Origin of the sequence: Xanthobacter pollutisoli, from assembly GCF_040044995.1 — a bacterium.
Taxonomy (GTDB): domain Bacteria; phylum Pseudomonadota; class Alphaproteobacteria; order Rhizobiales; family Xanthobacteraceae; genus Xanthobacter.
Window position 1 is genome coordinate 27865 of the sequence record NZ_JBDZDP010000020.1, and the last position, 24263, is coordinate 52127.

At 66.3% G+C, this 24263-nt stretch carries 16 protein-coding genes and 4 pseudogenes; 7 read left to right on the forward strand and 13 right to left on the reverse strand.

The annotated features are described in order from the left end of the window. Positions 1 to 27 precede the first annotated feature (27 nt). From ABLE93_RS22745 to ABLE93_RS22785, 9 genes and pseudogenes are all read right to left on the reverse strand, one after another. Positions 28 to 5136 carry a helicase-like domain-containing protein gene (locus ABLE93_RS22745; protein ID WP_348842045.1) on the reverse strand — a complete coding sequence of 1703 codons (5109 nt, stop codon included), beginning with the start codon at positions 5134 to 5136 and terminating at the stop codon, positions 28 to 30. Between the two features lie 111 nt (positions 5137 to 5247). Beyond that, on the reverse strand, positions 5248 to 5646 hold the full coding sequence (locus ABLE93_RS22750) for a DUF3085 domain-containing protein (RefSeq protein ID WP_348842046.1): 399 nt from the start codon (positions 5644 to 5646) through the stop codon (positions 5248 to 5250). A gap of 39 nt (positions 5647 to 5685) precedes the next feature. Beyond that, positions 5686 to 5853: a hypothetical protein gene (locus ABLE93_RS22755; RefSeq protein WP_348842047.1), complete on the reverse strand. Its 168-nt coding sequence runs from the start codon at positions 5851 to 5853 to the stop codon at positions 5686 to 5688. Positions 5854 to 5887: 34 nt separating this feature from the next. Next, positions 5888 to 6493, reverse strand: coding sequence for a DUF1419 domain-containing protein (locus ABLE93_RS22760; RefSeq protein ID WP_348842048.1), 606 nt, complete (start codon positions 6491 to 6493; stop codon positions 5888 to 5890). A gap of 269 nt (positions 6494 to 6762) precedes the next feature. After that, positions 6763 to 7167, reverse strand: a complete 405-nt coding sequence (locus ABLE93_RS22765; RefSeq protein WP_348842049.1) for a DUF6915 family protein — start codon at positions 7165 to 7167, stop codon at positions 6763 to 6765. A gap of 15 nt (positions 7168 to 7182) precedes the next feature. Next, a pseudogene (locus ABLE93_RS27050) lies at positions 7183 to 7389 on the reverse strand (DUF6915 family protein); the annotation flags it as partial. Positions 7390 to 7433: 44 nt separating this feature from the next. Then, positions 7434 to 8333, reverse strand: a complete 900-nt coding sequence (locus ABLE93_RS22775) for a DUF3991 and toprim domain-containing protein (RefSeq protein WP_348842051.1) — start codon at positions 8331 to 8333, stop codon at positions 7434 to 7436. 468 nt (positions 8334 to 8801) lie between these two features. After that, positions 8802 to 9556, reverse strand: a protein-coding gene (locus ABLE93_RS22780; RefSeq protein ID WP_348842052.1) for an IS5 family transposase whose coding sequence is annotated in 2 segments (ribosomal slippage) — positions 8802 to 9223 and positions 9223 to 9556 — 756 coding nt in all. Because the reading frame shifts where the segments join, the coding sequence is not laid out codon by codon here. Between the two features lie 273 nt (positions 9557 to 9829). Beyond that, entirely contained in the window at positions 9830 to 10855 is a 1026-nt protein-coding gene (locus ABLE93_RS22785; RefSeq protein ID WP_348842053.1) for an IS110 family RNA-guided transposase, read from the reverse strand. A gap of 369 nt (positions 10856 to 11224) precedes the next feature. Here ABLE93_RS22785 and ABLE93_RS22790 point away from each other — a divergent pair, with 369 nt between their 5' ends. Then, positions 11225 to 11620, forward strand: coding sequence for a hypothetical protein (locus ABLE93_RS22790; RefSeq protein ID WP_348842054.1), 396 nt, complete (start codon positions 11225 to 11227; stop codon positions 11618 to 11620). A 140-nt stretch (positions 11621 to 11760) separates the two neighbouring features. On the opposite strand, the gene ABLE93_RS22795 is transcribed toward ABLE93_RS22790, so the two are convergent. The 4 genes and pseudogenes from ABLE93_RS22795 to ABLE93_RS22810 all read right to left on the reverse strand — a co-directional run bounded on the left by ABLE93_RS22795 (position 11761) and on the right by ABLE93_RS22810 (position 17876). Next, positions 11761 to 12240, reverse strand: a complete 480-nt coding sequence (locus ABLE93_RS22795) for a Ros/MucR family transcriptional regulator (RefSeq protein WP_348842055.1) — start codon at positions 12238 to 12240, stop codon at positions 11761 to 11763. Between the two features lie 172 nt (positions 12241 to 12412). Then, positions 12413 to 15679 (reverse strand): error-prone DNA polymerase, encoded by a 3267-nt coding sequence (locus ABLE93_RS22800; protein ID WP_348842056.1) that lies wholly within the window; start codon positions 15677 to 15679, stop codon positions 12413 to 12415. After that, positions 15676 to 17200: pseudogene (locus ABLE93_RS22805) on the reverse strand (Y-family DNA polymerase). The gene ABLE93_RS22800 and the pseudogene ABLE93_RS22805 overlap by 4 nt, the downstream one beginning before the upstream one ends. Next, positions 17115 to 17876, reverse strand: a complete 762-nt coding sequence (locus ABLE93_RS22810; protein WP_348842057.1) for an ImuA family protein — start codon at positions 17874 to 17876, stop codon at positions 17115 to 17117. The pseudogene ABLE93_RS22805 and the gene ABLE93_RS22810 overlap by 86 nt, the downstream one beginning before the upstream one ends. Positions 17877 to 18059: 183 nt before the next feature. Here ABLE93_RS22810 and ABLE93_RS22815 point away from each other — a divergent pair. From ABLE93_RS22815 to ABLE93_RS22840, 6 genes and pseudogenes are all read left to right on the forward strand, one after another. After that, positions 18060 to 20128, forward strand: a pseudogene (locus ABLE93_RS22815) (ATP-dependent helicase). Between the two features lie 11 nt (positions 20129 to 20139). Next, positions 20140 to 20809 (forward strand): annotated as a pseudogene (locus ABLE93_RS22820) (SOS response-associated peptidase). Positions 20810 to 20943: 134 nt separating this feature from the next. Continuing rightward, entirely contained in the window at positions 20944 to 21987 is a 1044-nt protein-coding gene (gene dinB / locus ABLE93_RS22825) for a DNA polymerase IV (protein WP_510183067.1), read from the forward strand. A 123-nt stretch (positions 21988 to 22110) separates the two neighbouring features. Continuing rightward, the gene (locus ABLE93_RS22830) at positions 22111 to 22575 is read left to right on the forward strand and encodes a mobile mystery protein A (RefSeq protein WP_348842058.1); all 465 of its coding nucleotides are present in this window, start codon (positions 22111 to 22113) and stop codon (positions 22573 to 22575) included. A 5-nt stretch (positions 22576 to 22580) separates the two neighbouring features. Further along, complete coding sequence (locus ABLE93_RS22835) at positions 22581 to 23177, forward strand: mobile mystery protein B (protein ID WP_348842059.1); 597 nt, start codon at positions 22581 to 22583, stop codon at positions 23175 to 23177. Positions 23178 to 23310: 133 nt separating this feature from the next. Then, a complete protein-coding gene (locus ABLE93_RS22840; protein WP_348842060.1) occupies positions 23311 to 23766 on the forward strand; it encodes a DUF1801 domain-containing protein in 456 nt (151 codons plus the stop codon). The last annotated feature ends 497 nt before the right edge of the window (positions 23767 to 24263 follow it).

The following is a 24263-nucleotide window of genomic DNA, read 5'->3' on the forward strand; positions in this document are numbered from 1 at the left end:
GGGCGAGGTAAGTGGTGGAGAACACTATCATGCGGCATTGCTCGCCGTGTCACCCATCCCCTCCACATCGTTTGCCAGCGCCCGTTCGATTTCGACCAGTTGCTGGCGGTTGTCGTGGAGCTCGTCGGCGAAGGTGAATTCCCCGCCGGCCCGCGCTTTATAGGAAGCAAGGCGCCGCCGCGCATCGGCGAGCCGATGCCGACAGCGGTCCTGCTCCTCCTCGAATCCGGACAATGCATGCTCGAGGCGCGCGACGGCCCCGAGTGGCGTGACCGTCAGCGGCAGCTCGATCTCGTAATCGGGGCGGGTGCGCCTCAGAATCGTGGTGTATGAGTAGCCGTCCCGGCCAAACCGCTGCCCGGCATAGTCGAGATCGAACCCGCCGACCGAGGCGACCACGGTCGTGCCCTCCTGCTGCAGCTGGACAAGGGTCAGGATCTCTTTCATCAGTGCCCTTCCCGCCTCCTTGCGCTCGGCATAGCGCTTGCCGGTCACGGTCATGGCGAAGGTATCACCCACCGTCGGCACTCGGCGCGCAATGTCCGAGCCGATCTCGCCGATGCGCCCTGTCGCATACTCGATGTCGCGCTCGGCATCGCGGATCTGCCGGCGCACGGCATGCTGATCGTCGAGGTGGGCGGCGCGCAGGCGCTCCAACCGGGCGATGTCGGCCTCGAGGCCAGCCTTCTGCATCAGGCGCTGGTCGCCGGACGCGATCGCCTTTGCCATGGCGAACTGGTTCGCCTGGCCCTCGGCGAAATCCTCGAGCCGCCGGATCGAGGTGTCGCCCGAGAGCACTGCGGCGATGAAGCGGGCTTTGCGCTCGTTCGTCTGCCACATGGTCGCGTCGAGCGAGCCCTCGGTGGCATAGGCGAAGATGTCGATGACGTCATGCTGGTTGCCCTGCCGCTCGATCCGACCTTCGCGCTGCTCGATCTGTGACGGGAGCCACGGCACGTCGAGATGGTGGAGCGCCTTCAAGCGGAGCTGGGCGTTGACGCCGGTGCCCATGGTATCGGAGGAACCGATCAGGAAGCGGACCTTGCCGGCGCGCACGTCGCCGAACAGGCGCTGCTTCGCCTCCGACTTCCTGTAGTCCTGCATGAAAGCGACTTGCTCAGGCGGAACGCCGAGGCGGACCAGTTCGTCGCGGATCCAGCGATAGGCGGAGAAACCCCGGGTCTTCTCGACATTGATGGTGCCGAGGTCGGAGAAGATCATCTGCGCGGCGCCGGGAAGCTCGTAGGGCTTGCCGTCCGGCCGCACATAAATGTTCTCGCCGGTTTCCCGCCAGATGCGGAAGGCATTGGCGACCAGCAGGTTGAGCTTGTTGTCCGCCTCGTTGTCGTTGTCCGGGTCGACCAGGCGCAAGTCGATCGCGGCGTGGCGCCCGTCGGTGATCACGGAGAGCAGGATGTCGTCGCCCGGCTCCGGCGGCCGGTCACGCGCCTCGATGGCCTTGATGCGCGCGTCGAGCTGGAGCTGGTAGAGCCTGAAGGCCGGCGACGGCTTCGCGGTCAGGATCTGGCGCTTGCCGGTCGAGATGGCCGGGATCTTCACATAGCGGCGAAGGTCCGCCGGCATCACCACGTCGGCGAAGGAGCGGAACAACGCGATCAGTTCCGGCACATTGACGAAGGTGGCAAAGCGCGTCACCGGCTTGTATTTGCCGTTGGGCTGGAGTTCGAGCTCCGTTGTGGTGTCGCCGAAGGTCGAGGCCCAGGCGTCGAATTCGTGGAGCCCCCGCTCCAACAGCGCGTCGCGGCCCATGAGGCGCTGTATGGAGAACATCTCGCCGAGGGTGTTCGTGATCGGCGTTCCCGAGGCGAGGATGAGTGGCCGGCCCGGGTTCTTCGTCTCGATGAAGCGGGACTTCACATAAAGGTCCCAGGCGCGCTGCGAGCCGTTCGGGTCGATCCCCTTCAGCGTGCTCATGTTCGTGGCGAAGGAGAGTTTGCGGAACTCCTGGGCCTCGTCGACGATGATCTGGTCAACGCCGATCTCCGCGATGGTGAGGAGATCGTCCTTGCGGGTCGCGAGCGCCTCGAGGCGCTCCTTCAGCCCCTCCTTGAGCCGTTCGAGCCGCTTGCGCGAGACGCGGTCGTCTCGCTCGACCCGGGTCAGGAGGTCTTCGTAGAGCTCAAGCTCGTCCTCGATCATCTGCTGCTCGAAAGCGGACGGCACGCCGATGAAGCGGAAGGCCGAGTGGGTGATGATGATGGCGTCCCAGGCCGCCGTCGCCGCTCGAGCGAGGAAGCGATGCCGCTTGTCCCGGGTGAAGTTGGTCTCGTCGGCGACGAGGATGCGGGCGTTCGGATAGAGCGCCAGGAACTCGCGCGCGGCCTGGGCGAGGCAGTGGCCCGGCACCACCAGCATGGCCTTGGCGATCAGGCCGAGCCGGCGCTGCTCCATGATCGCGGCCGCCATGGTCAGCGTCTTGCCGGCGCCGACGGCATGGGCGAGATAGGTCGCGCCCGCGGCGATGATCCTCCAGATGCCACGCTTCTGGTGGTCATAGAGAACAAAGGCGCCGGAAGCGCCCGGAAGCTTCAAGTGAGCCCCGTCGAAGGCCCTCGGCACGATGTTGTTGAAGCGGTCGTTGTAGATCCGGGCCAGCCGGTCGGTGCGGTCCGGATCGGACCAGATCCAGGCCTGGAAGGCGGTCTTGATCTTCTGAAGCTTGTCCTTGGCCGCCTCGGTGTCCACGACGTTGAGCACGCGCCGCTCGCTCGTCCCGTCCTTGATGGTGTCGAAGATCTGTGGAACCGAGGAGTTCAGCGCATCAGCGAGCAGTTCGCCGGCATGGCGGCGATCCGTCCCCCATTCCGAGGTGCCGGCCGCCATATAGCCGAGTTGGCGGGCCTCCACCGTCCATGAAGCAAGTTCCGGCATGTGGTGGATGCGGATCTCGGCGCCCATCGTCTCCCGGACAAAGGCGACGATGTCGGACGGCGGAAGCCACGGCGCGCCAAGCCGCGCGGTGATGTCCGAAGGACCGAGATCGGCCGGCTGGACACCGCGCAGCGCCGTGACGTTGCGTGCATAGGCCGGGTCGAGCGCCGCGGCCGCCTCCGCGGTGGCGAGCTTCGATCGCACGGGACCTGAGAGATAGGCGTCGGCGGTCTGCCAGGCGCCGTCGGCCGGATCGTGGAAGATGGCGTCGCCGAGTTCTGCGATCACCTCATCGACGTTCCGATGCAGCAATTCGGCGATATGATCGGGATCGACAAGGCCGCACTCGTTGAGCACGACGGCCAAGGCGTCGATCGCGCTCGAGATGGCCGGCGGCGCCGGCGGCGCGATCACGCGCTCGGTGAAGAGCGGACCCGGCTTCGCCGTGTCGGATTCGAGATCGTAGTCCTCGATCGAGGCGACCAACCAGCAGTCGGGATCGTCAGCGAAGGGGGCGAGGTTCGGCCGGCGATGCGTCTCGCGGACCTCGCCGGTCTCCGGATCCTCAGTGGTCGAGACGACGGTGGTGTTGATCGGGCCGAAGGCGCGCACGAAGCTCGACCAGGCGATGCGCAGCTTGACCTGCGCGTCTTTCCACGGCCGGTCGAGTTCCTGGGCCTTGAGCACCGCACGCACCGCGTCGCGGATCGGGATCAGCTTCTGGATGATCCGGATCTGCTTCTCGGGCACGCCTTCGCCGCCGCGGCCCTTGCGGACCTGGACCGCGATCGGCTGGCCCTCGATGACCTGCATGAGGCCTCGGGCGTTGTCGACGAAGAAGCTGCCCTCGCGGACATGGCTCTCGCCCGGTCGGTCGACGGCGGTCTGGCCGCGGTCATCCTCGTCGCCGAGGTCCGTTTCTGCGGGCTCGCCGTCATAAAGTGCCTCCGGAAGGTCGCCGATCGCCTCGCCCAGCGCCGCAGCGAGGTCCTCGTCGGGACGCGGCCGGCAGGTATAAGTTTCATCGGGGCCGTAGATGCCGCGCGTCAGAGCGTGGGTGCCGAGCACCATTGCGGGATGGCGGGCGAGCCAGCGATTGACCCGGATGGCGCCTTCTTCGTCGGTGGACGGGCGGACCTCATCGAGATCGAGCCAGGAGACATCGCCTTCGGGTTCGCCCGCGCGACGCTTGCGGAAGAACAGGATGTCGACCGTGACGTCGGTGCCGGCATCGGCGCGAAAGCTGCCCTCGGGCAGACGGATGGCGCCGACGAAATCGGCCATGGTCGCGATATGGGTGCGGGCCGTGACGTCGGCTTTGTCCAGGGTGCCGTGGCTGGTCACGAAGGCGGCGAGACCGCCGGGCTTCAGCAGGCGAAGCGACTTCAGGATGAAATAGTCGTGCAGGCGCAAGCCCAGCGCGCGATAGGCGCGATCCGAACGCACGATCCGGTCGGAGAACGGCGGGTTGCCGACGGCGAGGTCGAAATGCGACGGCAGGTCGGTGCGTGCGAAATCGCCGGCGATGATCCGCGCCCGCGGCTGCAGCAGCCGCACGATGCGCGCCGTGACCGGATCGATCTCGACCCCGGTGACGTGGGAGGCGCCGCGCAGCGCCTCCGGCATCAGCGCCGGAAAGAGCCCGGTGCCGATGCCAGGCTCGAGCACGCGCCCACCGCGCCAGCCGAGACGTATCAGCCCGGCCCAGATCGCCCGCACGATGAACTCCGGCGTGAAATGGGCGTACTGGGTACAGCGCATCAGCGAGGCATATTCGGCGTCCTCGACCGCATCCTGGAGCTCGACACCGATCTCATCCCAGCCAGCCCGGAAGCCATCCTCGCCCGGTCGGTGAAACATGTGGTTGGCCAGCTCCGATGCGCCGAAGCCGGTGAAGCGGATCAGTCGCGCCTGTTCGTCGGGCGAGGCGGGCCGATCCTGCCGCTCGATCTTGGCGGCGAGCCGGATCGCTTCGATGCTGTCGCGGGCGCGGGCCTTCCAGCCCCTAGCGAGGCCGCGATCGCCGGTGAGGCTGAAATCGGAGCCACGTGCGCGCAAGGACACATCCGCCAGCCCGCTGGTTGCCGTGACCGGCATCGCGGCCGTCGGCGCCGAGGGCGGTGGATCGTCGTCATGGTCGGGGTTGTCGTTGGACCCGGCCGGGAACGCCGTGATGTCGAGGCCGAGCCCCGAGGACAGGGCAGTGTTGCCGAAAAGATCGAGGGTGAAAGGGTCATGCGACACCGGGAGTGCCTCCTTGTGATGAGGGCGCGCGCCATCGGCCCGCAGGACGGCGTCCGGCAGGAGGAAGGTCGCGATGATGTCCGGAGAAAGCGGGCCGGCTCGGCCCGGAATTCAGCGTCGGATGAGGACGATCGACATGCTGGCGTCGGTCATCTCGATCCGCACATGGGTGGCGTCGGGAGACGCCTCGATGAGCCTCAGGAGGTCGGCCGCGTCGAGGAAGTCGATGCCATCATCGCCACCGAAATGCTGGCGCTTGTAGTGCCAGTAGTCGGGATTGGTCGTCGGATCGCATTCCTCGGCGTAGACGACGATGGGGCGCTGGCCGTCGGCGAGCTTGCCGTTGGATAGGAGATAGACGCCCTCGTCGCCGACCAGCCAGAGGCCGGGCTTCTCGTCCTTGCCGGGGGCAAGGCCATAGTGGGGGTTGCGGAAGCCGCCGTTGGCGGTGGCATCGGCTTGGCCACGCGCGATGACCGCGCGGACCTGCGTCACCGGAAAGGTGAACATGGTCGCTCCTAAAGCATGAGTGGGGACCTGCAGCTCGGGTCAGAGCCGGAGGACGAGAACGAGGTCCTGGCGCCGCCGGTGCTCGTCGAGCATCCGCCGGTAGAAGGCCTTGCGGGCCTCCCGTTTCGCGGGGTCGTGTCGATGCGGTGCCGCGATTTTCCCGTAGGCCGCGCGCACGACGGCGCGGTCGGCGGCGTGGACGTGCACGCCGAGCCTGGATAGGTGCCGGACATCGCGGGGCTCAGGCCGCGATCACGTCGGGCAGGTAGCGCAGATGCACTGGCAGCTTCGCGGCGATCTCCGCGTCGGTGAGCTGGTCGAGCAGCTTCAGAACCGCTCCCTGACGGCCGCCGTAGTAGAGCAGGGTGCGCTTGCCCCGGTACTGTTCGGACCAACGCGCACTGGCGTAGCCGCGATAGTCGTCGTTGGTCGCGCTCCAGATGTGCTCGAGGCGCTCCGCGCGCGTCATCGCCTTTACGGGACGCGTCTCACGATCAACGATGGCCTCGCGCATGTGCACGGGCGAGGTCCCGTCGGACAGATCGCAATAGCCGTGGAAATAGCGGACGCGGCCATCAATGCTCAGCTCGAAAAACACGCTGGTGACCGAGCCGGCAAGGAACTCGCGCAGGGCGAACATGTCGCAGCGCATCCAGAGCGGTGGCAGGATCTCCAGCATGTACTCATACTCGACGCGGCCGATCTCGAACCATTCGCCGGCATAAAGGGTGCTGGGATCATCTTCCCCACGGCTTGGTCGCTGCGCATGGCGATCGAACATGCGGAACATCTGCCGGCGGTCGGCGACGCCCTGATAGACTTTGCGGATGGCAGTGGTGGGGTTCATGGCGGCTCCTTCAGCCTCGTCGGGCCGAGGTGCGGCGCATCCTCTCGATCCTGCCGTCACCCTCAGCCCTTCCTGACCCCTCCCCCGCGGCCGCGCCGCGGTCCGGGCGGGTCAAGGGCCGCGAAACGCGGGCGAAGCCCTCCCTTGACGCGCCCGGCGGGTGCGGCAGGTTTACCTCCTTTCCCCTCTCGCTTTTTCCGTCTCCGCGTCAGGAGGATCGATCTCCTCCGGCGCTCGGGACCTGTCTACCCGGATCGTCGTAGCTGGGTTCAGTCCAGCTCAAGTCTACGCGGCGATGTCGCCTGCAACATCCAGCGCTCGCCCTTGATGCGTCGCAGGAACTCGGTCGCCGGCGGAACCCGGCCAAGCACCTCCTGGACGTGGCGTTCAGCAACGACGCGGGTGGGGCCTGCCCTTTCCGCATCGACGTTGATTGCGGGACCGAAGCGGGCCTCCGCCTCGAACACTCCGAAGGCGTGATGGTGAAACGCCAGGTGATCATGCCCGGATGTCCAGGCGCCGGTCGCGAGGAACCACTGGTGGAGCGGCAGATAATTCGTGGCCTCGCCACCGAAGCGCAGTGCGCTCGCGCGTGCGAGATCTTCAGCCTGCAGCGGGGTCGCCGGAAACCAGTCGGGCTGATCGAAGCCGATCAGCCAGTCCCGGGCATTCACGAGCCGGGGGCAGTCCTCTTCCAAGTGCTGAAGCCCGAGCCGCCGCGTGTCGATGTCCGCTCCATCGCTATTGCAGAGGCGGGAGCCGAAAAGGAAGACCGCCTCGTCGATACCTTCGACGTGGTGGCGCAGGGCCCGATGGGTGAAGCGGCAGAGCAGCGACTTCGTGGCGTCGAACCAAGCATGCAGGGCAAAATAGTCCTGCCAAACCCCGCCGTAGATGGTCGCTTGTGTGTCTCGCTTGCGGACCTGCGAAACAGCTCTGACTAGACGATGATGTTCCTGCTCAGCTCCTCATTCCAGTCTCCGGCGAGAGGGCGAAGGCGCTCAAAACCGCATCCAGCTTCCAGGGCGATCGCCATCAGCCGTCCGGCATAGACTTCGCCCTGCGGATTGTTGTCGGTCGCCGCGACGAGAAGTGTTCCCTCGCGGGCCGCAAGCGTCCGGATCGCGGCCTCGGTAGAGGGAGCCCAGCCTCCGCCCGTGCTGAGGAACAGGGTGTCGGGGCGCAGGTGTTCGATCGTAGCTAAGCTCATGGCGTCGATCGCCGCCTCGGCCACACAGATCCGCACGGCATCATGACCGCCGAGCCGAAACATGACTTTTGCTCCTCCGGTCGCAAAGCCGCGCCATTCCGGTCCTCGCTCCTCCCAGCCGACGACGCCATTCACATCATTGGTGTGCGCAGCCCACATGCTGCCCCACGGCCCCTCGCGGAGCCGGTCTTGCCGGATCGTAGCCTGGATGATCGCTTCGGAGAGGTGACGCACATCCCGCAGGTATCGCCACGTCGCAGATCCTCGCCACGGCCTGCAGCGGCGACGCCAGCGTTCCGTAACGAGGAGGTCGGAATCCTTCCGCTCCGCCAGGCGCGGCCAGGCCGGTTCGATCGGAACGAAACCCACAAGCTCTGCGACGCGGTCGAGGCATGTGTTGAAGCCGCCGCCATCGAGGTGCGCAACGAGACCGTACACATCGCCCTTTGCATCAGAGAGGGGATCGAACCAACCTTTCCCGGCGTGGATCACGATGATGATGTCGTTGTCTCGGCGATACTTTATCGCGCGTCGCGTGCTTTCCTTTGGGTCAACCGCGAACCCGGCCTTTTCCAGCACGGCTGCGCACGGCACGCGATTCTTCAACTCTTCAACTTTTTGTCTTTCCATGCTCTTCTCCCGGGACGTCACTCCGGCGTCCCCGACCCTTTCCTGCTCAGGTTTGCTTCCCCACGTGCTGCGGGGCCAGCCCCGGCGGCCGCGAAGAGCGAAGGCGGCAAGGGCGCGGCCGTCATCCTCGGCATCTGGCCGGGCCGGAAGGGACGCCGGCCGCGGCGGAGCCTCCCTTGCCGCCGCGCGCGCGCAAGCGGCATTCCGGGGGAGATTCTTCATCGCGATCCCGACCGCCTTCGAACATCTGCACGTGGTCTGACGTGAGCGCTTGTCTCGCGCCGGTAACCGACCTGCCCCCTGAGAGCGCGAAGCATTGCTCATCACGGTCATGAAGCATTGGATCAAAATAGATTCAATAATTGTGTTGAGCGAACGAAACAACGTTACCCAGAGAAGCGCACATGGACGCATGTGGTTGTTACGATTTTCTCACTCTAAAACTAGGTTCAGGACTCATTGATTTGATCAGAGCCAGAAGATGACGATGGCTGCGATGCAGATGGCAGAGAAGAAGGTGTGTGCGCATCGGTCGTAGCGTGTAGCGATGCGTCGCCAGTCCTTGAGCTTGGCGAAGAGGTTCTCGACCTTGTGCCTCTGGCGATAGAGTGTCTTGTCGTAGGCAAAGGGTTTCTTCCGGCTCTTCGAGGAAGGAATGCACGGCTCGATGCCCCTATCGGCAAGAGCTTGGCGGAACCATGCGCTGTCATAGCCCCGGTCGGCGATCGGGCTTCGGGCCGGTGGCAAGGCATCGAGGACGAGGCGGGCACCCTTGTGATCGCTCATCTGGCCTTCCGAGAGCAGCATGACGATCGGGCGGCCCTCGCCGTCGCAGACGGTGTGGAGCTTGGAGTTCAGTCCGCCTTTGGTGCGCCCGATACGGCGGGGAACAGCCCCTTTTTGAGCAGGCTCGCCGCCGTGCGGTGCGCCTTCAGATGCGTCGCGTCGATCATGATCCGCTCCGGCTTCGGCCCTGCGCCGGCGAGGCTCGCGAAGATCCGGTCGAAGACGCCGAGACGGCTCCAGCGGATGAAGCGGTTGTAGAGCGTCTTGTATGGGCCGTAGCCCTTCGGCGCGTCCTTCCACTGCAGGCCGTTGCGGATGACATAAACGATTCCGCTCACCACGCGCCGGTCATCGACCCGAGGAACTCCATGTGACAACGGAAAATGCGGCGATATCCGAGACATCTGCCGCTCGCTCAGCAAAAACAAATCACCCATCACGGCGTCCTCCCAGACACCGTGAACGTATGGCCCGCCCCGTCCGCAAGGGGTTTTGTGAAGATTGGTCCGTGCAGTCTGCATCAACGTATCCGGTCTCGGGCTCAGGTCCCGGCCAAGATGGAGATCCGCGCCGCCCAGGCCTCATAATCACAGCGGTCTTTGCCGACCGTTCACTGTTTCAGGCTCAAGGACTGCCGTTCGACTGTCAGGCCATCTTCTATCCACCACCCGCAGAATGGTCCGGCCAGAGGGGCCCGGCCGGCGTTTCCCTCAACCCGCTGCGATCGCCGGATCGAAGCTTCGCTCCGTGTGCAGCACTGCCCATGCGATGCGCGCCAGCTTGGCGGCCAGAGCCACCACGACGATGTTCTTGTGCGCCCGCGTCGACAAACTGCGCGCCCATCGACCCAGCGGTGTGTCCTGGGCAAGCACGCGCGGCAGTACCGCTCTGGCCCCGTGGATCAGGTTCGCCCGCAGCTGTCGGTTGCCGCGCTTGGATATGCCGAGCAGTTTCGGTCGGCCACCTGTCGTCGCCTGCCGTGGGACGAGTCCCAGCCATGCGGCAAGGTCCCTGCCTCGCCCGAAGCTCTGCGCGGTCCCGACCGCCGCCACAAGAGCCGTGGCGTTGATGGGCCCGATCCCTGGGATCGTCGAAAGACGACGGGCGAGCGCATCCTCGCGGGCCATCGCCAAGAACTCCGCATCGAAGGCCGCGATTCTCTCATCGAGGCCGCGCCATTCCGCCCTCAGGTCCTCCACCAGGCGGCGGATGCGCGGCGATAGCCTCCCATCATCCTCGTCGGCAAAGACGCCGAGCGTGTCCTCCAGCTTGCGCCGCCCCTGTGCCACGACGATGCCTCGCTCCAGCAGCAGGGCCCGCAGATGATTGATCAGAGCCGTGCGCTCCGACACCAGGCGCGAACGCGCCCGGTGCAGGGACTGGATGTCCGACTGCTCCTCACTCTTGACCGGGACGAAGCGCATGGTGGGCCGCGTCGCGGCTTCCGCGATCGCCGCGGCATCGTGATCGTCGTTCTTGTTCGCCTTCACATAGGGGCGCACATATTCCGGAGACATCAGCCGGATCGTGTGTCCCTTGCCGGCCAGAACCCGGCCGAGGTGATGGGCACCGCAACAGGCTTCCATCGCCACGATCAACGCTGGCATCTTCGCGACGAAGTCGATGACCCCCTCGCGCTTCATCCGACGGCGCAGGACCACGGCTCCCGTCTCGTCGAGCCCCGCCAGACTGCAGACGTTCTTGCCGAGATCAATTCCCAACACCACGATCGTCATTGGTCCGCTCCCTTCCTCGTCTCCTAAGGCGATCGTAACCGACCGCTGCCGAGTGGGGCGGGCCATCCCATAATCACATCTCAAACGAAATTAATAGGTCCTGAGCCTAGTCGTGCCCCGCGCCCTCCGTCCGAGAAAGAAAGCTTGCACGTTGTGTTCGTGCTGGACGACACGAACGTTGGCCGTCGCGATGCTATCGCAGCTGCATGCGGACCGTTGCTTATCCGAACGGCACCGGACAGGATCTTGCGGATCGGATACGCACTAGACCGAGAGATGCGAGAAGCGGTGGATTGTCGGCTGGCGTGATGGACGCCTATGCTCGAACGGTGTAGGTGTGGAACCTTGAATCGATCCATTGGAAAACCAATGAAGTTGTCGAAACGGCCATTCGTCGTTGAAGTCAAACGCAGGCGCAGCATAACGAAGCCATCGGCCTCGATTTGGGCTGGTATCGATCTCGTCGGCGCAGCCGAAACCTTGGAAGCTGCTGGAGAAGAGACAAAACCGCCGGAGCATCTGCTCACCGAGCGAGTAAATGAACTGGCTGAGGTGAGTTTAGAACCGCGAGCCGAGCGTGATCCTCTCACTGACGACGCGTCCCCCTTGGTAGAGGAAGAGTTCGCATCGGCAACATCGGCAACTCAGCGCGCCAAGGTGAAGCAGCCTGTCCGTGTGCGGCGGCTCAAACAGACGGTGTTGTCCCGCGCAGACCGCTGGAAACGGCGCCTGCCGCGGCTATTGCGGACCCGGCGCGGATCGTAGTTCACATGAAGAGCTTCGCATCGGCTCAACCCGGCGGAAATTCTGAAGGTAGCGTTCGAGGGAATCGAGTCGTCTTCGCCGAACCCAGATAACTCAGCACACCGACTCGCCCTTTTCGACAAGCGGACGCTCCTGTGCAATCAGCTGACGGCGGCCTTCCGCCGCGCAGGGGTCTTCCGCGCCGGCGCGGCGCGTTCTTCAACCTTCTTGCGCACCTGCCCCAACCCCATCGCCTTGGCGAGCTCCGAACGGGCCGCGGCATAGGCCGGCGCGACCATCGGATAGTCCCGTGACAAGCCCCATTTGTTACGATAGTCGTCCGGCGTCAGGTCGTAGACGGAGCGCAGGTGCCGTTTTAGCGATTTGAGTTTCTTGCCGTCCTCAAGACAGATGATGAAGTCGGGTGTTACCGACCGCTTGATGGGTACAGCAGGCTTCTGTTCCTCGACGATGACGCTCTCTGGTGCCGTTCGCAGCTTGCCCAGCGTCGCATATACACTCTGGATCAGCGCGGCGAGATCCGTTGCGGCGACAGTGTTGCGCGCGACGAATGCCGCGACGATGTCCGCGACAAATTCAAGTTGATTGCCCTCTTTGGTTTCGACTGACGCGTCGGCCACGGCGCACCTCGCTGCAAATAGCTCTTTTGTTTGAAGCTCATTTTCTTGCGTTGAGCAAGCTGGCCAGATGACAATCCGAAATGTCGTCATGTCTTAAGGTATCAGGCAATCACGCTTGTCGGCACAGCCAACGCTAGCCTGCCAGTTGCGCGACGACTCGTCATGGTCGGAATTATCGGAAATCCCGCGTCTTCACACGGATCTCGTCGAGATGCCCATAAGGATCGATGATGTCGCGCGGCTGCGGCGCCTTGGGCAGGCCGCGGGGGTCGGGCGTTGGCGCGCCGTGATGGAATTCATCCCCCCGACCATGCGGCAGCGGGAAGCCCGCCTCCCGCGATCCGACGCTGGCGAGCTCGGACGAGAGGTCGGAGAGATGGTGGGCGATGAGGTGGACCACCTCTCCCTCCCTCTGGATACGCCCACGCACCGCGATCATGCCGGCGCCGAGCACGATGCGCCGATGCGCCTCGAACACCTTTTGCCAGACCACCAGGTTGGCGATGCCGGTTTCGTCCTCCAGGGTGATGAACATCACGCCCTTGGCGGAGCCGGGACGCTGGCGCACGAGAACGAGGCCCGCGACCTCGACCCAGCGTCGGTCGCGCAAGGCCATGGCGGCGGCGCAGGTGGTGATACGTCGGCGCGCCAGATCCGTCCGCAGGAAGGAAACCGGGTGATCGCGCAGGGTCAGGCCGACATGGCCATAGTCCTCCACGACCTCCCCGCCGGCGGCCATGGGGCGCAGGGCGACGACGGGTTCGTCCTGCTCGGGAACGGGGGCATTGGCGCGCGCGGCGGCGGCGAACAGCGGGAGCGGTTCGTCGCGCAGCGCCTTGATCGCCCAGGTCACCTCGCGGCGCGTGAGGTCGAGCGCGGGACGGAAGGCGTCCGCCTCAGCGAGCTGAACCAAAGCGGCGGATGGAATACCGGCGCGGCGCCACAGATCGTCGACGGAGAGGAAGGGCCGGTCGGCCCGGCAGGACACCAGGCGCGCGGCCTCGGCATTGCCGAGCCCTTTCACCATGCGCAGGCCCAGCCGGACCGCGAAGCGGCTCTCGTCGGCGTCGAGGGGCTCGAGCGTGCAGTCCCAGCGGGAGGCGTTGATGCAGACCGGGCGGACCTCGACACCATGCGCCTGGGCGTCCCGCACGATCTGCGCCGGCGCATAGAAGCCCATGGGCTGGGCGTTGAGCAAGGCGCAGCAGAACACGTCCGGATGCCAACATTTCATCCAGGTGGAGGCATAGGCGACGAGCGCGAAGCTGGCCGCGTGGCTTTCGGGAAAGCCGTAGCTGCCGAAGCCTTCCAACTGGCGGAAGGTGCGCTCCGCGAAGTCCCGCTCATAGCCGTTGGCGACCATGCCGCCGATCAGCTTCTCGCCGAACTTCGAGACGCCGCCGGTATGCTTGAAGGTGGCCATGGCCCGGCGGAGCTGGTCGGCCTCGCCGGGGGTGAAGCCGCCGCAGAAGATCGCAACCTTCATGGCCTGTTCCTGGAACAGGGGCACGCCCAGGGTCTTGCCCAAGACAGCCTCGAGCTCCGGCTTGGGATAGACGACCTCCTCGCGGCCCTCGCGCCGGCGCAGATAGGGATGGACCATGTCGCCCTGGATCGGGCCGGGGCGCACGATCGCCACCTCGATGACGAGATCGTAGAAGGTGCGCGGGCGGATGCGCGGGAGCATGGCCATCTGCGCGCGGCTCTCGATCTGGAAGGTGCCGAGAGTATCGGCGCAGCGGATCATGGCGTAGGTGGCGGGGTCCTCGGGCGGGATCGTCGCCATGTCGAGGGCGATGCCCTTGTGCTCGGCCAAAAGGTCGAGGGCGCGGCGCATGCAGGAGAGCATCCCCAGGGCCAGGACATCCACCTTCATGAATTTCAGGATGTCGATGTCGTCCTTGTCCCATTCGATGACCTGGCGGTCGGCCATGGCGGCGGGCTCGATCGGCACGAGCTCGTCGAGGCGATCGCGGGTAAGCACGAAGCCGCCGGGATGCTGGGACAGATGCCGCGGGGTGCCGACCAGCTGATAGGCGAGCTCCAGCGCCAGCCGCAGGCGTCGGTCGCCCATATTGAGGTTCAGCCCCTCGGCGTGCTTCTGCTCGACCGCTTCGGACCAGCCCCAGACCTGCGAAGAGAGGGTCTTGGTCAGGTCCTCAGGTAGGCCGAGGGCCTTGCCCACGTCGCGGATGGCGCCCTTCGCCCTGTACCGGATGACGGTGGAGCACAAAGCGGCCCGGTCGCGGCCATAGGTTTCGTAGACCCACTGGATGACCTCCTCGCGCCGCTCATGCTCGAAATCGACATCGATGTCCGGCGGCTCGGCGCGTTCCTCGGAGACGAAGCGCTCGAACAGGAGGTCGTTGCGGTCGGGATCGATGGCCGTGATGCCGAGCACGTAGCAGACGGCGGAATTGGCGGCTGATCCCCGGCCCTGGCACAGGATGCCCTTCGCGCGCGCGAAGCGGACGATGGCGTTCACGGTGAGGAAATAGGGCGCATACTGCAATTTCTCGATCAGGCGCAGCTCGTGGGTGACGGTGCGCCGGACCTTGTCGGGCAGGCCCTCGGGATACCGCTCGGCGACGCCCTCCCAGGTCAGCTTCTCCAGCGCCTGCTGCGGCGACAGGTTGGGAAAGAGCCTTTCCTCAGGATATTGATAGGCGAGCTCGTCGAGCGAGAAGCGGCAGCGTTCCGTGATCTCGAGCGTTCGGGCGAGCGCCTCTGGATAGCGGTCGAACAAGCGGGCCATTTCCGCCGGCGGCTTCAGGTAGCGGTCCGCATGGCGTTCCCGCCGCGCGCCGAGGTCGTCGATGGTGACGTTGTGGCGGATCGCGGTGACCACGTCCTGCAGGATGCGCCGGCGTGGCTCGTGGAAGAGCACGTCGTTGGTGACGACGGTGGGCACCCGCACCGCGGCCGCGAGGCGGACGAGTTCCCACAGGCGCAGCTGATCGTTCGGCCGCCGGCGCAGCGTCAGCGCCAGATAGGCGCGGTCGCCGAAGGCCTCGCGCAGCCGGCGCAGGCCGAGCGCGCAGGCCGCGTCCGCCATATCGGGCACCAGCACGGCGATCAGGCCTTCGCCAAAGGCGACAAGGTCGGCCCATTCGAGATTGCATTTCGCCTTGCCGCCACGCCGCTTGCCGAGCGAGAGCAGCCGGCACAAGTTGGCATACGCCTGCCGGTCGGTCGGATAGACGAGGACCGGCAGGGCGTCGGCGAGATCGAGCCGGCAGCCGACCACCAGCCGCAGGCCCGTGTCCCGCGCGGCCTGGTGCGCGCGCACGATGCCCGCGAGGCTGTTGCGGTCGACCACGCCGAGGGCCTCGATGCCGAGCGCCTTCGCCTGCTCGAACAGCTCCTCGCAGCTGCTCGCCCCGCGCAGGAAGGAAAAATGCGAGGTGACCTGGAGCTCGGCATAACGGGGTCCGGTCATGCGAAGATCCCGTGCAGGAACCAGCGGTGGGAGCCGGTCTGGGGATCCTCTCCATCCCCGGCGCGGAAGATCCAGTAGCGCTCGCCGGCATCGTCCTCGACCCGGAAATAGTCCCGGACCGCGATCAGCTCGGCGTCGCGCCGCCACCATTCGCCGAACACGCGCTCGGGACCATCGGCCCGGCGCACGCGCCGGCGGACCCCCCGCCAGGAAAACCAGACCGGCGGATGGTCGGGCAAGAGCGCCAGGGTTTCGATGGGCTCGGGATGCGGCAACAGCCGCGGCGGGCGCGGCCAGTCCCCCTCCCAGGTGGCGCCGTCCTCCGGCGCGAGGGGCGCGATCCGGGCAACCGAGCGCTCGGGAACATCACTGGCGACGACGGAGAAACGGTAGAGCCCGCGCTCGCCCACCCGGTTCGCCAGCACGTCGATGAGATCGGAGACGTCGGGCTCTTCTGCCTCGACGAGGGAGGAGACCGTCTGGCGTGCGTCGAGCGGCTCGGCGCGCGTCGCGGCCAGGGCCATCATCTCGATGCCGAAGCCGGGATCGACGGTTTCGATCTGGTCATGGAGAAGACGCGTCAGCCGCTTGACGTCGCGCACCGGCCGGGCGGTGCCGACGCGGATCGCCTGCCGCGCATTATCGACGCGGTGGACCAGGAGATCGAGCCGGCGCGCGCCAAGGCCTTTCGCCTCCAGCTCCGCGCACAGGGCGACGACGAGCTGGCCCAGATACCGAGCGATGGTTTCCGCGGCGGCGATGGGCTCACCGAACATGCGGCGCACCTCCACGAGATCGGGCGGCCGTACCGGATCGATCGGTTCGGCGACGGCGCCTGTCGCCTGGTCGAGCCGGCGGCCGATCTCGGGACCGAACCGGAGCACGAGCGGCCCGCGCGGCTGGTCGAGAAGATCGCCGATGCGGGCGAAGCCGAGGGCGTGGAGCCCTTCGACGATCCTGCGATCGAGACGCAGCGCGGCGATCGACAGGGGAGAGAGGAAACGCACGCCGTCGCCGGGCGGAACAACGGTGATCTGCCGGCCGGCGAAGCGGGCGCAGGCATGGGCCGCGCCCCAAGGTGTCGGCGATGGCCCCGCGCGCCTCGACGCCCGATGCCGTAAGGCGCTCGACGAGCGCGGCCAGCATGGCGGCCTCGCCGCCATGGAGATGGTCCGCGCCGGTGGTGTCCATGACGAGGCCATCGGGGGGATGGGCCGCGACGATGGGCGAGATGCGTTGCAGGGCCCAGAGCGCCAGCCGTTCGAGGCCTTCGGCATCTGCCTTCGGATCGGCCTCGCGCACCACGAGCCCGGGAACGAGCGCCTGCGCCTTCGTCACCGCCATGCCGACGGCGAGGCCGGCGCGCGCGGCGGCAAGATCGGCCGCCAGCATCACCCGGCGCCGGCCATCCCGGCCGATGAGAACGAGCGGGGTCTCAGGCGGAGGCGCGGCCTCCGCGGATGTCCGCCTGAGGCGGTCCGTGGGCCACCTTGGCAGGAAGAGCGATACGACCCTTGGCATCGCAGGCCTCCACCTCGAAATCGGCGCTCTCGCCGGCCCGGCACCGGATCAGCTCGAGCAGCCAGCGGGCGCGGCCGACGCCCGGCACCGGCAGCGGCACGGACGGGAGTACTGAGACGCGCCAGCGGCTGACGCTCGCCGTCGGCTGGCCGAAATCCGCCGCCTCGGCCTGGCGGCGCCAGCGCCGGACCGCGATGCCCATGGTTCCCGAGCCCTCGGCGGCGAGCTGGAGGCGGCGCGAGGCGGTCATGGAGAGGCGGGAGACCTCCCCGATGACGGCGCCGAGCCCGCCGTGGCGGAGCCCCTCCTCCATGCAGGCGAGCAGCGCCTTGTCCTCGCCCGCCTCGACGAAGATCACCCGGCGGGCCGCAAGTCCGGCTTGGGCGAGCGCCGGCGCGAACAGGTCCTGTCGGGTGACGCACCACAGCACCTTTCCGGCGAGGCGCGCGGCAATCCCCGCGGCGAACAGCGCCGCGGCCGCGCCATCGACTGCTCCGTTGGCGCCGCCCGCCACCTCATGCAGGCACACCAACGCCAGCCCACCTCCCGGAAGCCGCCTGTCGATGTCCGGCACGCCGAAAGGCAGGACCCGCCGCGCGCGGCCCCCGGCGCCTTCGAGACGCTGGATGCGCTCCCGCAGCTCGGCGATGACGGGACTGACGACACGATCCGGCATGGGGTGTGCGATACCTTTCCAAGGCTAGGCAATGGCCTTCTCCGCTGCTACGTTCTTTTTTTGTTCTTAACTGCGTCGCGAGTCAATCGGACTCCCGTGGAGCCTTCGGATGGTGGCTCGATCGCGCGGACCGGAGGCTTCGACGCACGATGGTAACGGTGGGGCCAAGTCCGGGCGGGGGCGATGAGCGCGGCATATCTGGACAAGTTGAACGAGCGGCAGCGGGCCGCGGTCGAGCATGGCGTCGGCCTTGCTGACGGCAGAGCGGGCGGGCCGCTCCTGATCATCGCCGGTGCCGGCTCGGGCAAGACCAATACGCTGGCACACCGGGTTGGGCATCTGATCGTCAAGGGCGCCGATCCGCGGCGGATCCTGCTGATGACCTTCTCCCGGCGCGCGGCCTCGGAGATGGGCCGACGGGTCGAGCGCATCTGCGCCAGGGTGCTGGGTGATAAATCCGGCGTCCTGACCGAGGCCCTCGCCTGGGCCGGCACCTTCCATGCCATCGGGGCGCGCCTGCTGCGCGAATATGCCAATGAGATCGGCCTCGACCCGCAGTTCACGATCCATGACCGGGAAGACAGCGCCGACCTCATGAACCTGGTCCGCCACCAGCTCGGCTTCTCGAAGACAGAAAGTCGCTTTCCGACCAAGGGCACGTGCCTTTCGATCTATTCGCGAGTGGTGAATTCGGAGGCGCCGCTGCAGGAGATCCTGCGCGCCCATTTTCCCTGGTGCGCCGCCTGGGAGGGGCAGCTACGCGAGCTGTTCGCCGGCTATGTCGAGGCCAAGCAGGCCCAGAACGTGCTCGACTACGATGACCTTCTGCTCTACTGGGCGCAGACGGTGGGCGATCCGGTCCTCGCCGACGACATCGGCGGGCGCTGGGACCACGTCCTGGTCGATGAATATCAGGACACCAACCGCCTCCAGGCCTCGATCCTGACGGCGCTCAAGCCCGGCGGCCGCGGCCTGACGGTGGTCGGCGACGACGCCCAGTCGATCTATTCCTTTCGGGCCGCGACCGTCCGGAACATCCTCGATTTCCCGGCGGAGTTCGCGCCGGCCGCCGACGTCATCACGCTCGACCGCAACTATCGCTCGACCCAGCCGATCCTGGCGGCGGCGAACGGCGTCATCGGCCTCGCCAAGGAGCGCTACACCAAGGACCTCTGGACCGACCGGGCGTCCGCCGAGCGGCCGGGCCTCGTCACGGTGCGCGACGAAGCCGACCAGGCGCGCTTCGTGGCCGAGACCGTGCTGGAGAACCGGGAGACCGGAATGCGCCTGAAGGAGCAGGCGGTGCTGTTTCGCGCCAGCCACCACAGCGGCCCGCTGGAGGTCGAGCTGACCCGCAGAAACATTCCGTTCGTGAAGTTCGGGGATTGAAATTCCTCGACAGCGCGCACGTGAAGGACATGCTCGCGGCCTTGCGGTTCGCTCAGAACCCGCGCGACCGGGTGGCCGGCTTCCGGCTGATGCAGCTCCTGCCCGGTGTCGGCCCCTCGACGGCGCAGACCGCGCTCGATGCCATGGCCGATCGGAGCGACCCCATCCGCGCGCTCGCCGATCATCCCACGCCGCCGCGCGCGGCGGCCGACCGGCCGTCCTTCGTATCCCTGATGGCGGATCTGCGGGAGGGCGTGGCGGGATGGCCGGCGGAGATCGGACGGGTGCGCGCCTGGTACGAGCCCCACCTCGAGCGCATCCATGAGGACGCCGAGATGCGGCGTGCCGACCTCCTTCAGCTCGAGGACATCGCCGCGGGTTATCCTTCCCGCGAGCGCTTCCTGACCGAGCTCACTCTTGACCCGCCGGATGCCACCTCGGGCGAGGCCGGCGTGCCGATGCTGGACGAGGACTATCTGATCTTGTCGACCATCCATTCCGCGAAGGGTCAGGAATGGAAGTCGGTGGTCGTGCTCAACACCGTGGATGGCTGCATTCCCTCCGACCTCGGCGCGGGCACCTCGGCCGAGATCGAGGAGGAGCGCCGGCTGCTCTATGTCGCGATGACGCGAGCGAAGGACAGCCCGTCGCTCATCGTGCCGCAGCGCTTCTTCACCCATGGTCAGCCCGCCACCGGCGACCGTCACGTCTACGCCTCGCGGACCCGGTTCATTCCTGCGATGCTGCTGCAATTCTTCGAGTGCCGGGCGTGGCCTATGGCGGCTGGTGGCGCGGCATCTGGGAGCGGCCCGCGTCAGGTCCGCATCGATGTCGGCGCGCGCATGCGGGGCATGTGGAGATAGGAGGCGAGGCCTTGTGCAATCTCTACAATCTGACGACCACCCGAGACGCCGTGGTACAGTTCACCAAAGCCTTCCGGGACAAGGCAGGCTGGAACGAGCCCTCGCGCGATGTCTATCCCAATACGCTGGCGCCGATCGTGCGCGTCGCAGAAGACGGGCAGCGGGAGATCGTCAGCGCCACCTGGGGGATGCCGACGCCACCCGACTACATCAAAGGCAATTACGACCCGGGCGTCACCAACATCCGCAACGTCAACTCCCCGCACTGGCGCCGCTGGCTGGGACCGACGAGCCGCTGCGTCGTCCCCTTCACGTCCTTCGCGGAGCCTGATCCAGCGAGCAAGGTTCCGGGCGGCCGGGCCCCGAACGCCTGGTTCGCCCGCAACAAGGATCGGCCCCTGATGTTCTTTGCTGGATTCTGGACACCCTGGAAGGGCGTCAGGAAAGTCCGCGATGGCGAGCGCGAATTCGAGCTCTACGGCTTCCTGACGACGTCGGCGAACGGGATCGTCAAGCCGATCCACCTCAAGGCGATGCCTGCGATCCTGACCACACCCGAGGAGGTCGATCTCTGGCTGACCGGGAGACTGGGCGGACGTGAAGCATCTGCAGCGGCCGCTTCCCGACGACCTGCTCGTCCTGGTGGAGGCGCCGCTGAAGCTTGAGGAGGGGTCGAAGTGACGGGGGCCGCCCCGACGCGAGGCATCGCAGCCGCGCGGCCGGCGCCGGAGCTCGTCCCCGCCGATCCGTCAATATCGGACATCGGTTCCGACCGGCTGCTCTCCCCGGCGACACGGAAGATCATCCATGTCGACATGGATGCGTTCTATGCCTCGGTCGAACAGCGCGACCATCCAGAGCTGCGGGGCAAGCCGGTCGCGGTCGGGGGTGCCGCCGCCCGCGGCGTGGTCGCCGCAGCAAGCTACGAGGCCCGCGCCTTCGGCGTCCGCTCGGCGATGCCGTCGGTCACCGCCAGGCGGAAATGTCCGGAGCTGATCTTCGTGCCGCCGCGGTTCGACGTGTACCGAGCCGTTTCCGCGCAGATCCGAGAGATCTTCGCCGAGCACACCGATCTGATCGAACCCCTGTCGCTGGACGAAGCCTATCTCGACGTCACCGACAACAAGCACAGCCTGCCGATCGCGACCGAGATCGCCAGGCTGATCCGCGCACGGATCAAGGAGGTGACGGGTCTCAATGCCTCGGCCGGCATCTCCTATTGCAAGTTCCTCGCGAAAATGGCGAGTGACCTCAACAAGCCGAACGGGCAGGCGGTGATAACGCCGCGCATGGGGCCGGGCTTCGTCGCAGACCTGCCGGTGAAGAAGTTCCACGGCGTCGGGCCGGCGACCGCGGCGAAGATGCAGCGCCTCGGCATCGAGACCGGCGCGGATCTGAAGGCGAAGCCCCTCCCCTTTCTGCAGGAGCATTTCGGCAAATCGGGACTCTGGTATTATCGCATCGCACGCGGGATCGACGAGCGCCCGGTTCAGCCAGATCGGCCACGCAAGTCGGTCGGCGCCGAGGACACCTTCATGGTGGACATTCTCGAGCTGGAGCCCGCGCGGGCGGAGCTACGCCCCCTGATCGCCAAGGTCTGGCGGCACTGCGAGGCAAAGGGCCTGCGTGGGCGCACCATCACCCTGAAGGTCAAGTTCGCTGACTTCCACCAGCTCACGCGCAGCCGAACCCTGGGGCTTCCGCCCGAGAACGCCGCCGAGGTCGAGACCATCTGTGACGCTTTGCTCGACCAGGTCTATCCGTTCCGCAAAGGGGTCCGCCTGCTCGGCTTGACGCTGTCCGCCCTCGAGCACATGCAGGATGGCCAACCCCTGGGAGATCAGCTCCCGCTGCTGTAGGCGCCGATACACGCTCACATATTCATGTTTAATTCCGCTTATATTGGACATGAATTTGTGAGCGTTTTGGCTTACCCCGCTCACATATATGTGCTATATCCGTGCGGTCTTGGACATAATTTTATGAACACCAAACAAACCGCACTCGCCCGCAAACAACTGGAACGCCGCCTTGCGCCATTGCGCGAACTCAGCCTCGCCGTCCCGCCGCGCGGGTGGATGAAAGCCATTCGCGAAGCCCTAGGGATGAGCAGCCGGCAGCTTGCCGCCCGCATGGGGGCTGCCCCCTCCCGCATTCCGGCTATCGAGAAGGCGGAGGTTTCAGGCGCCACCACAATCAGGACCCTTCGGGAGGCAGCGGCCGCGATGAACTGCACGTTCGTCTACGCCTTCGTTCCGATCAAGCCGCTCGACGACATTGTCCGTGAACGTGCGGCCGAGAAGGCGGGACGCGCAATGACCCGACTCGACCACACCATGCGCCTGGAGAACCAAGCCTTGCTGCGGCCCGATCTTGAGGATGAGCGGCGTCGTCTCACGGAGGACCTTCTTGCCGACTCGCCACGGCGGCTGTGGGAGGACGACTGATCTCCATGCCGGCAGACGATCCGCTGTTTCAGGATGACGACGAGGCCAATACCCCGCTGAACGCCGAGGAGCGGGAACAACTCATCCCCTCCTACATCACCATGCGCCATGAGCTGAACGAGGCCGAGCAGGTCAATATCGGCGCGGGCTGGCGTTGGGCGATGTCGCGACGGCGGAACGTCCTCGACCAGGACGTCCTGGACGAGCTCCACCGCCGGATGTTCGGTGACGTATGGCGCTGGGCGGGACAATACCGCACGACGGGAAGGAACATCGGCGTTGACGCCTACCGGATCGCAATGGAGGTACGACAGGCGGTCGACGATGCCCGCTATTGGATCGAGAACGGCACCTACCCGCCCGACGAAATCGCCATCCGCTTCAGCCATCGTTTGGTGGCCATCCATCCCTACCCGAATGGCAATGGCCGCTTCTCACGCCTGGTCGGAGACTTGCTCGAACGGCAGCTCGAACGGCCGCCATTCAGCTGGGGCCGCGCCAACCTGGTTGATGCTGGCGAAACCCGAACGCGCTACGTCACGGCTCTCCGGGCAGCCGACAATCACGACTTCACCCCCTTGCTGACATTCTCACGTTCCTAGAGTAGCGCGGCCCCGGAGGGGGCGTCGCCGGAAAACGGGCGATCCGCTCGCCTGTATAGCTCGCAACCCAAATCTCCGCGCCGACCTGCAACGCCCCCGTCGCGCCGCCGAATCCGGCGGCCAGGGCCTCGGCATGGCTCACCTGAAGAATGGGCGTGACCTCAAGGTCGGCCGGCACGAACCGCCGGAGATCCCCGCCGAGGTCGCGGCGGCGTTCGCCGCATTCCCCGAGCGGGTCCGCCTGAGGCTCCTGGAGGTGCGGGCTCTGATTTTCGCGACGGCCGCGGGAACGTCCGGCGTCGGCCCTTTAACCGAGACGTTGAAATGGGGTGAGCCCGCCTACCTTACCTTGGCGACGGGCAGCGGCAGCACGATCCGGCTCGGCCGGCCGAAATCGCCGCAAGGCATGGGTGCGGTGCTGTTCAACTGCCGCACGACACTGGTGGAGACGTTCCGCGCACATTTCGCGCAGACGCTCTCCTATCAGGGAAACCGCGCGATCCTGCTCGATCCATCCGTTCCGCTGCCGGCCGAGCCGCTTGCGATCTGCCTCGCCATGGCGCTCGCCTATCATCGACAGCGTCCCTGATGGAGTTGTCTCCGGCCCAGGACTTGAATCGTCGCAGCGGCGCGGGATAGCGCTCTCGCGGCGCATCCTTTCGTCGGTGGCGTCCATGGGTCACGGGCGATGGCTTCGGGCTCTGCGCCATGCCATCAGCGAGATGCCGAATCCCTGCACCAGCCGCCGGACCAGCTCCGCTCGGCTTGCGGTCTCGGCAATACCGAGGTGCTCCCGCTCGCCGTCCACATGCGCATCGGCCACTCGCTCCAGGCGCCAGCCAGCAGCAGGTGGCGGAGCCCAGGTCGCACCCCGCCCTTCTTCGCTGCAGTGACCAATTTTTGGATATAATTTTTGGTCGCGTCGTCATTGCCACTGACCAATTTCTAGATATAATTTTCGGCTCAATTAGCATTAGCTATGCACGCAGGTCTAACACTCAGCATTCCCCCGGCTGCGGCGAGGACCGCGCGGGGTGAAGGAGCGCGCGGGAGGACGGCGAGGTGATACCACCGCAGGTAGCTGTC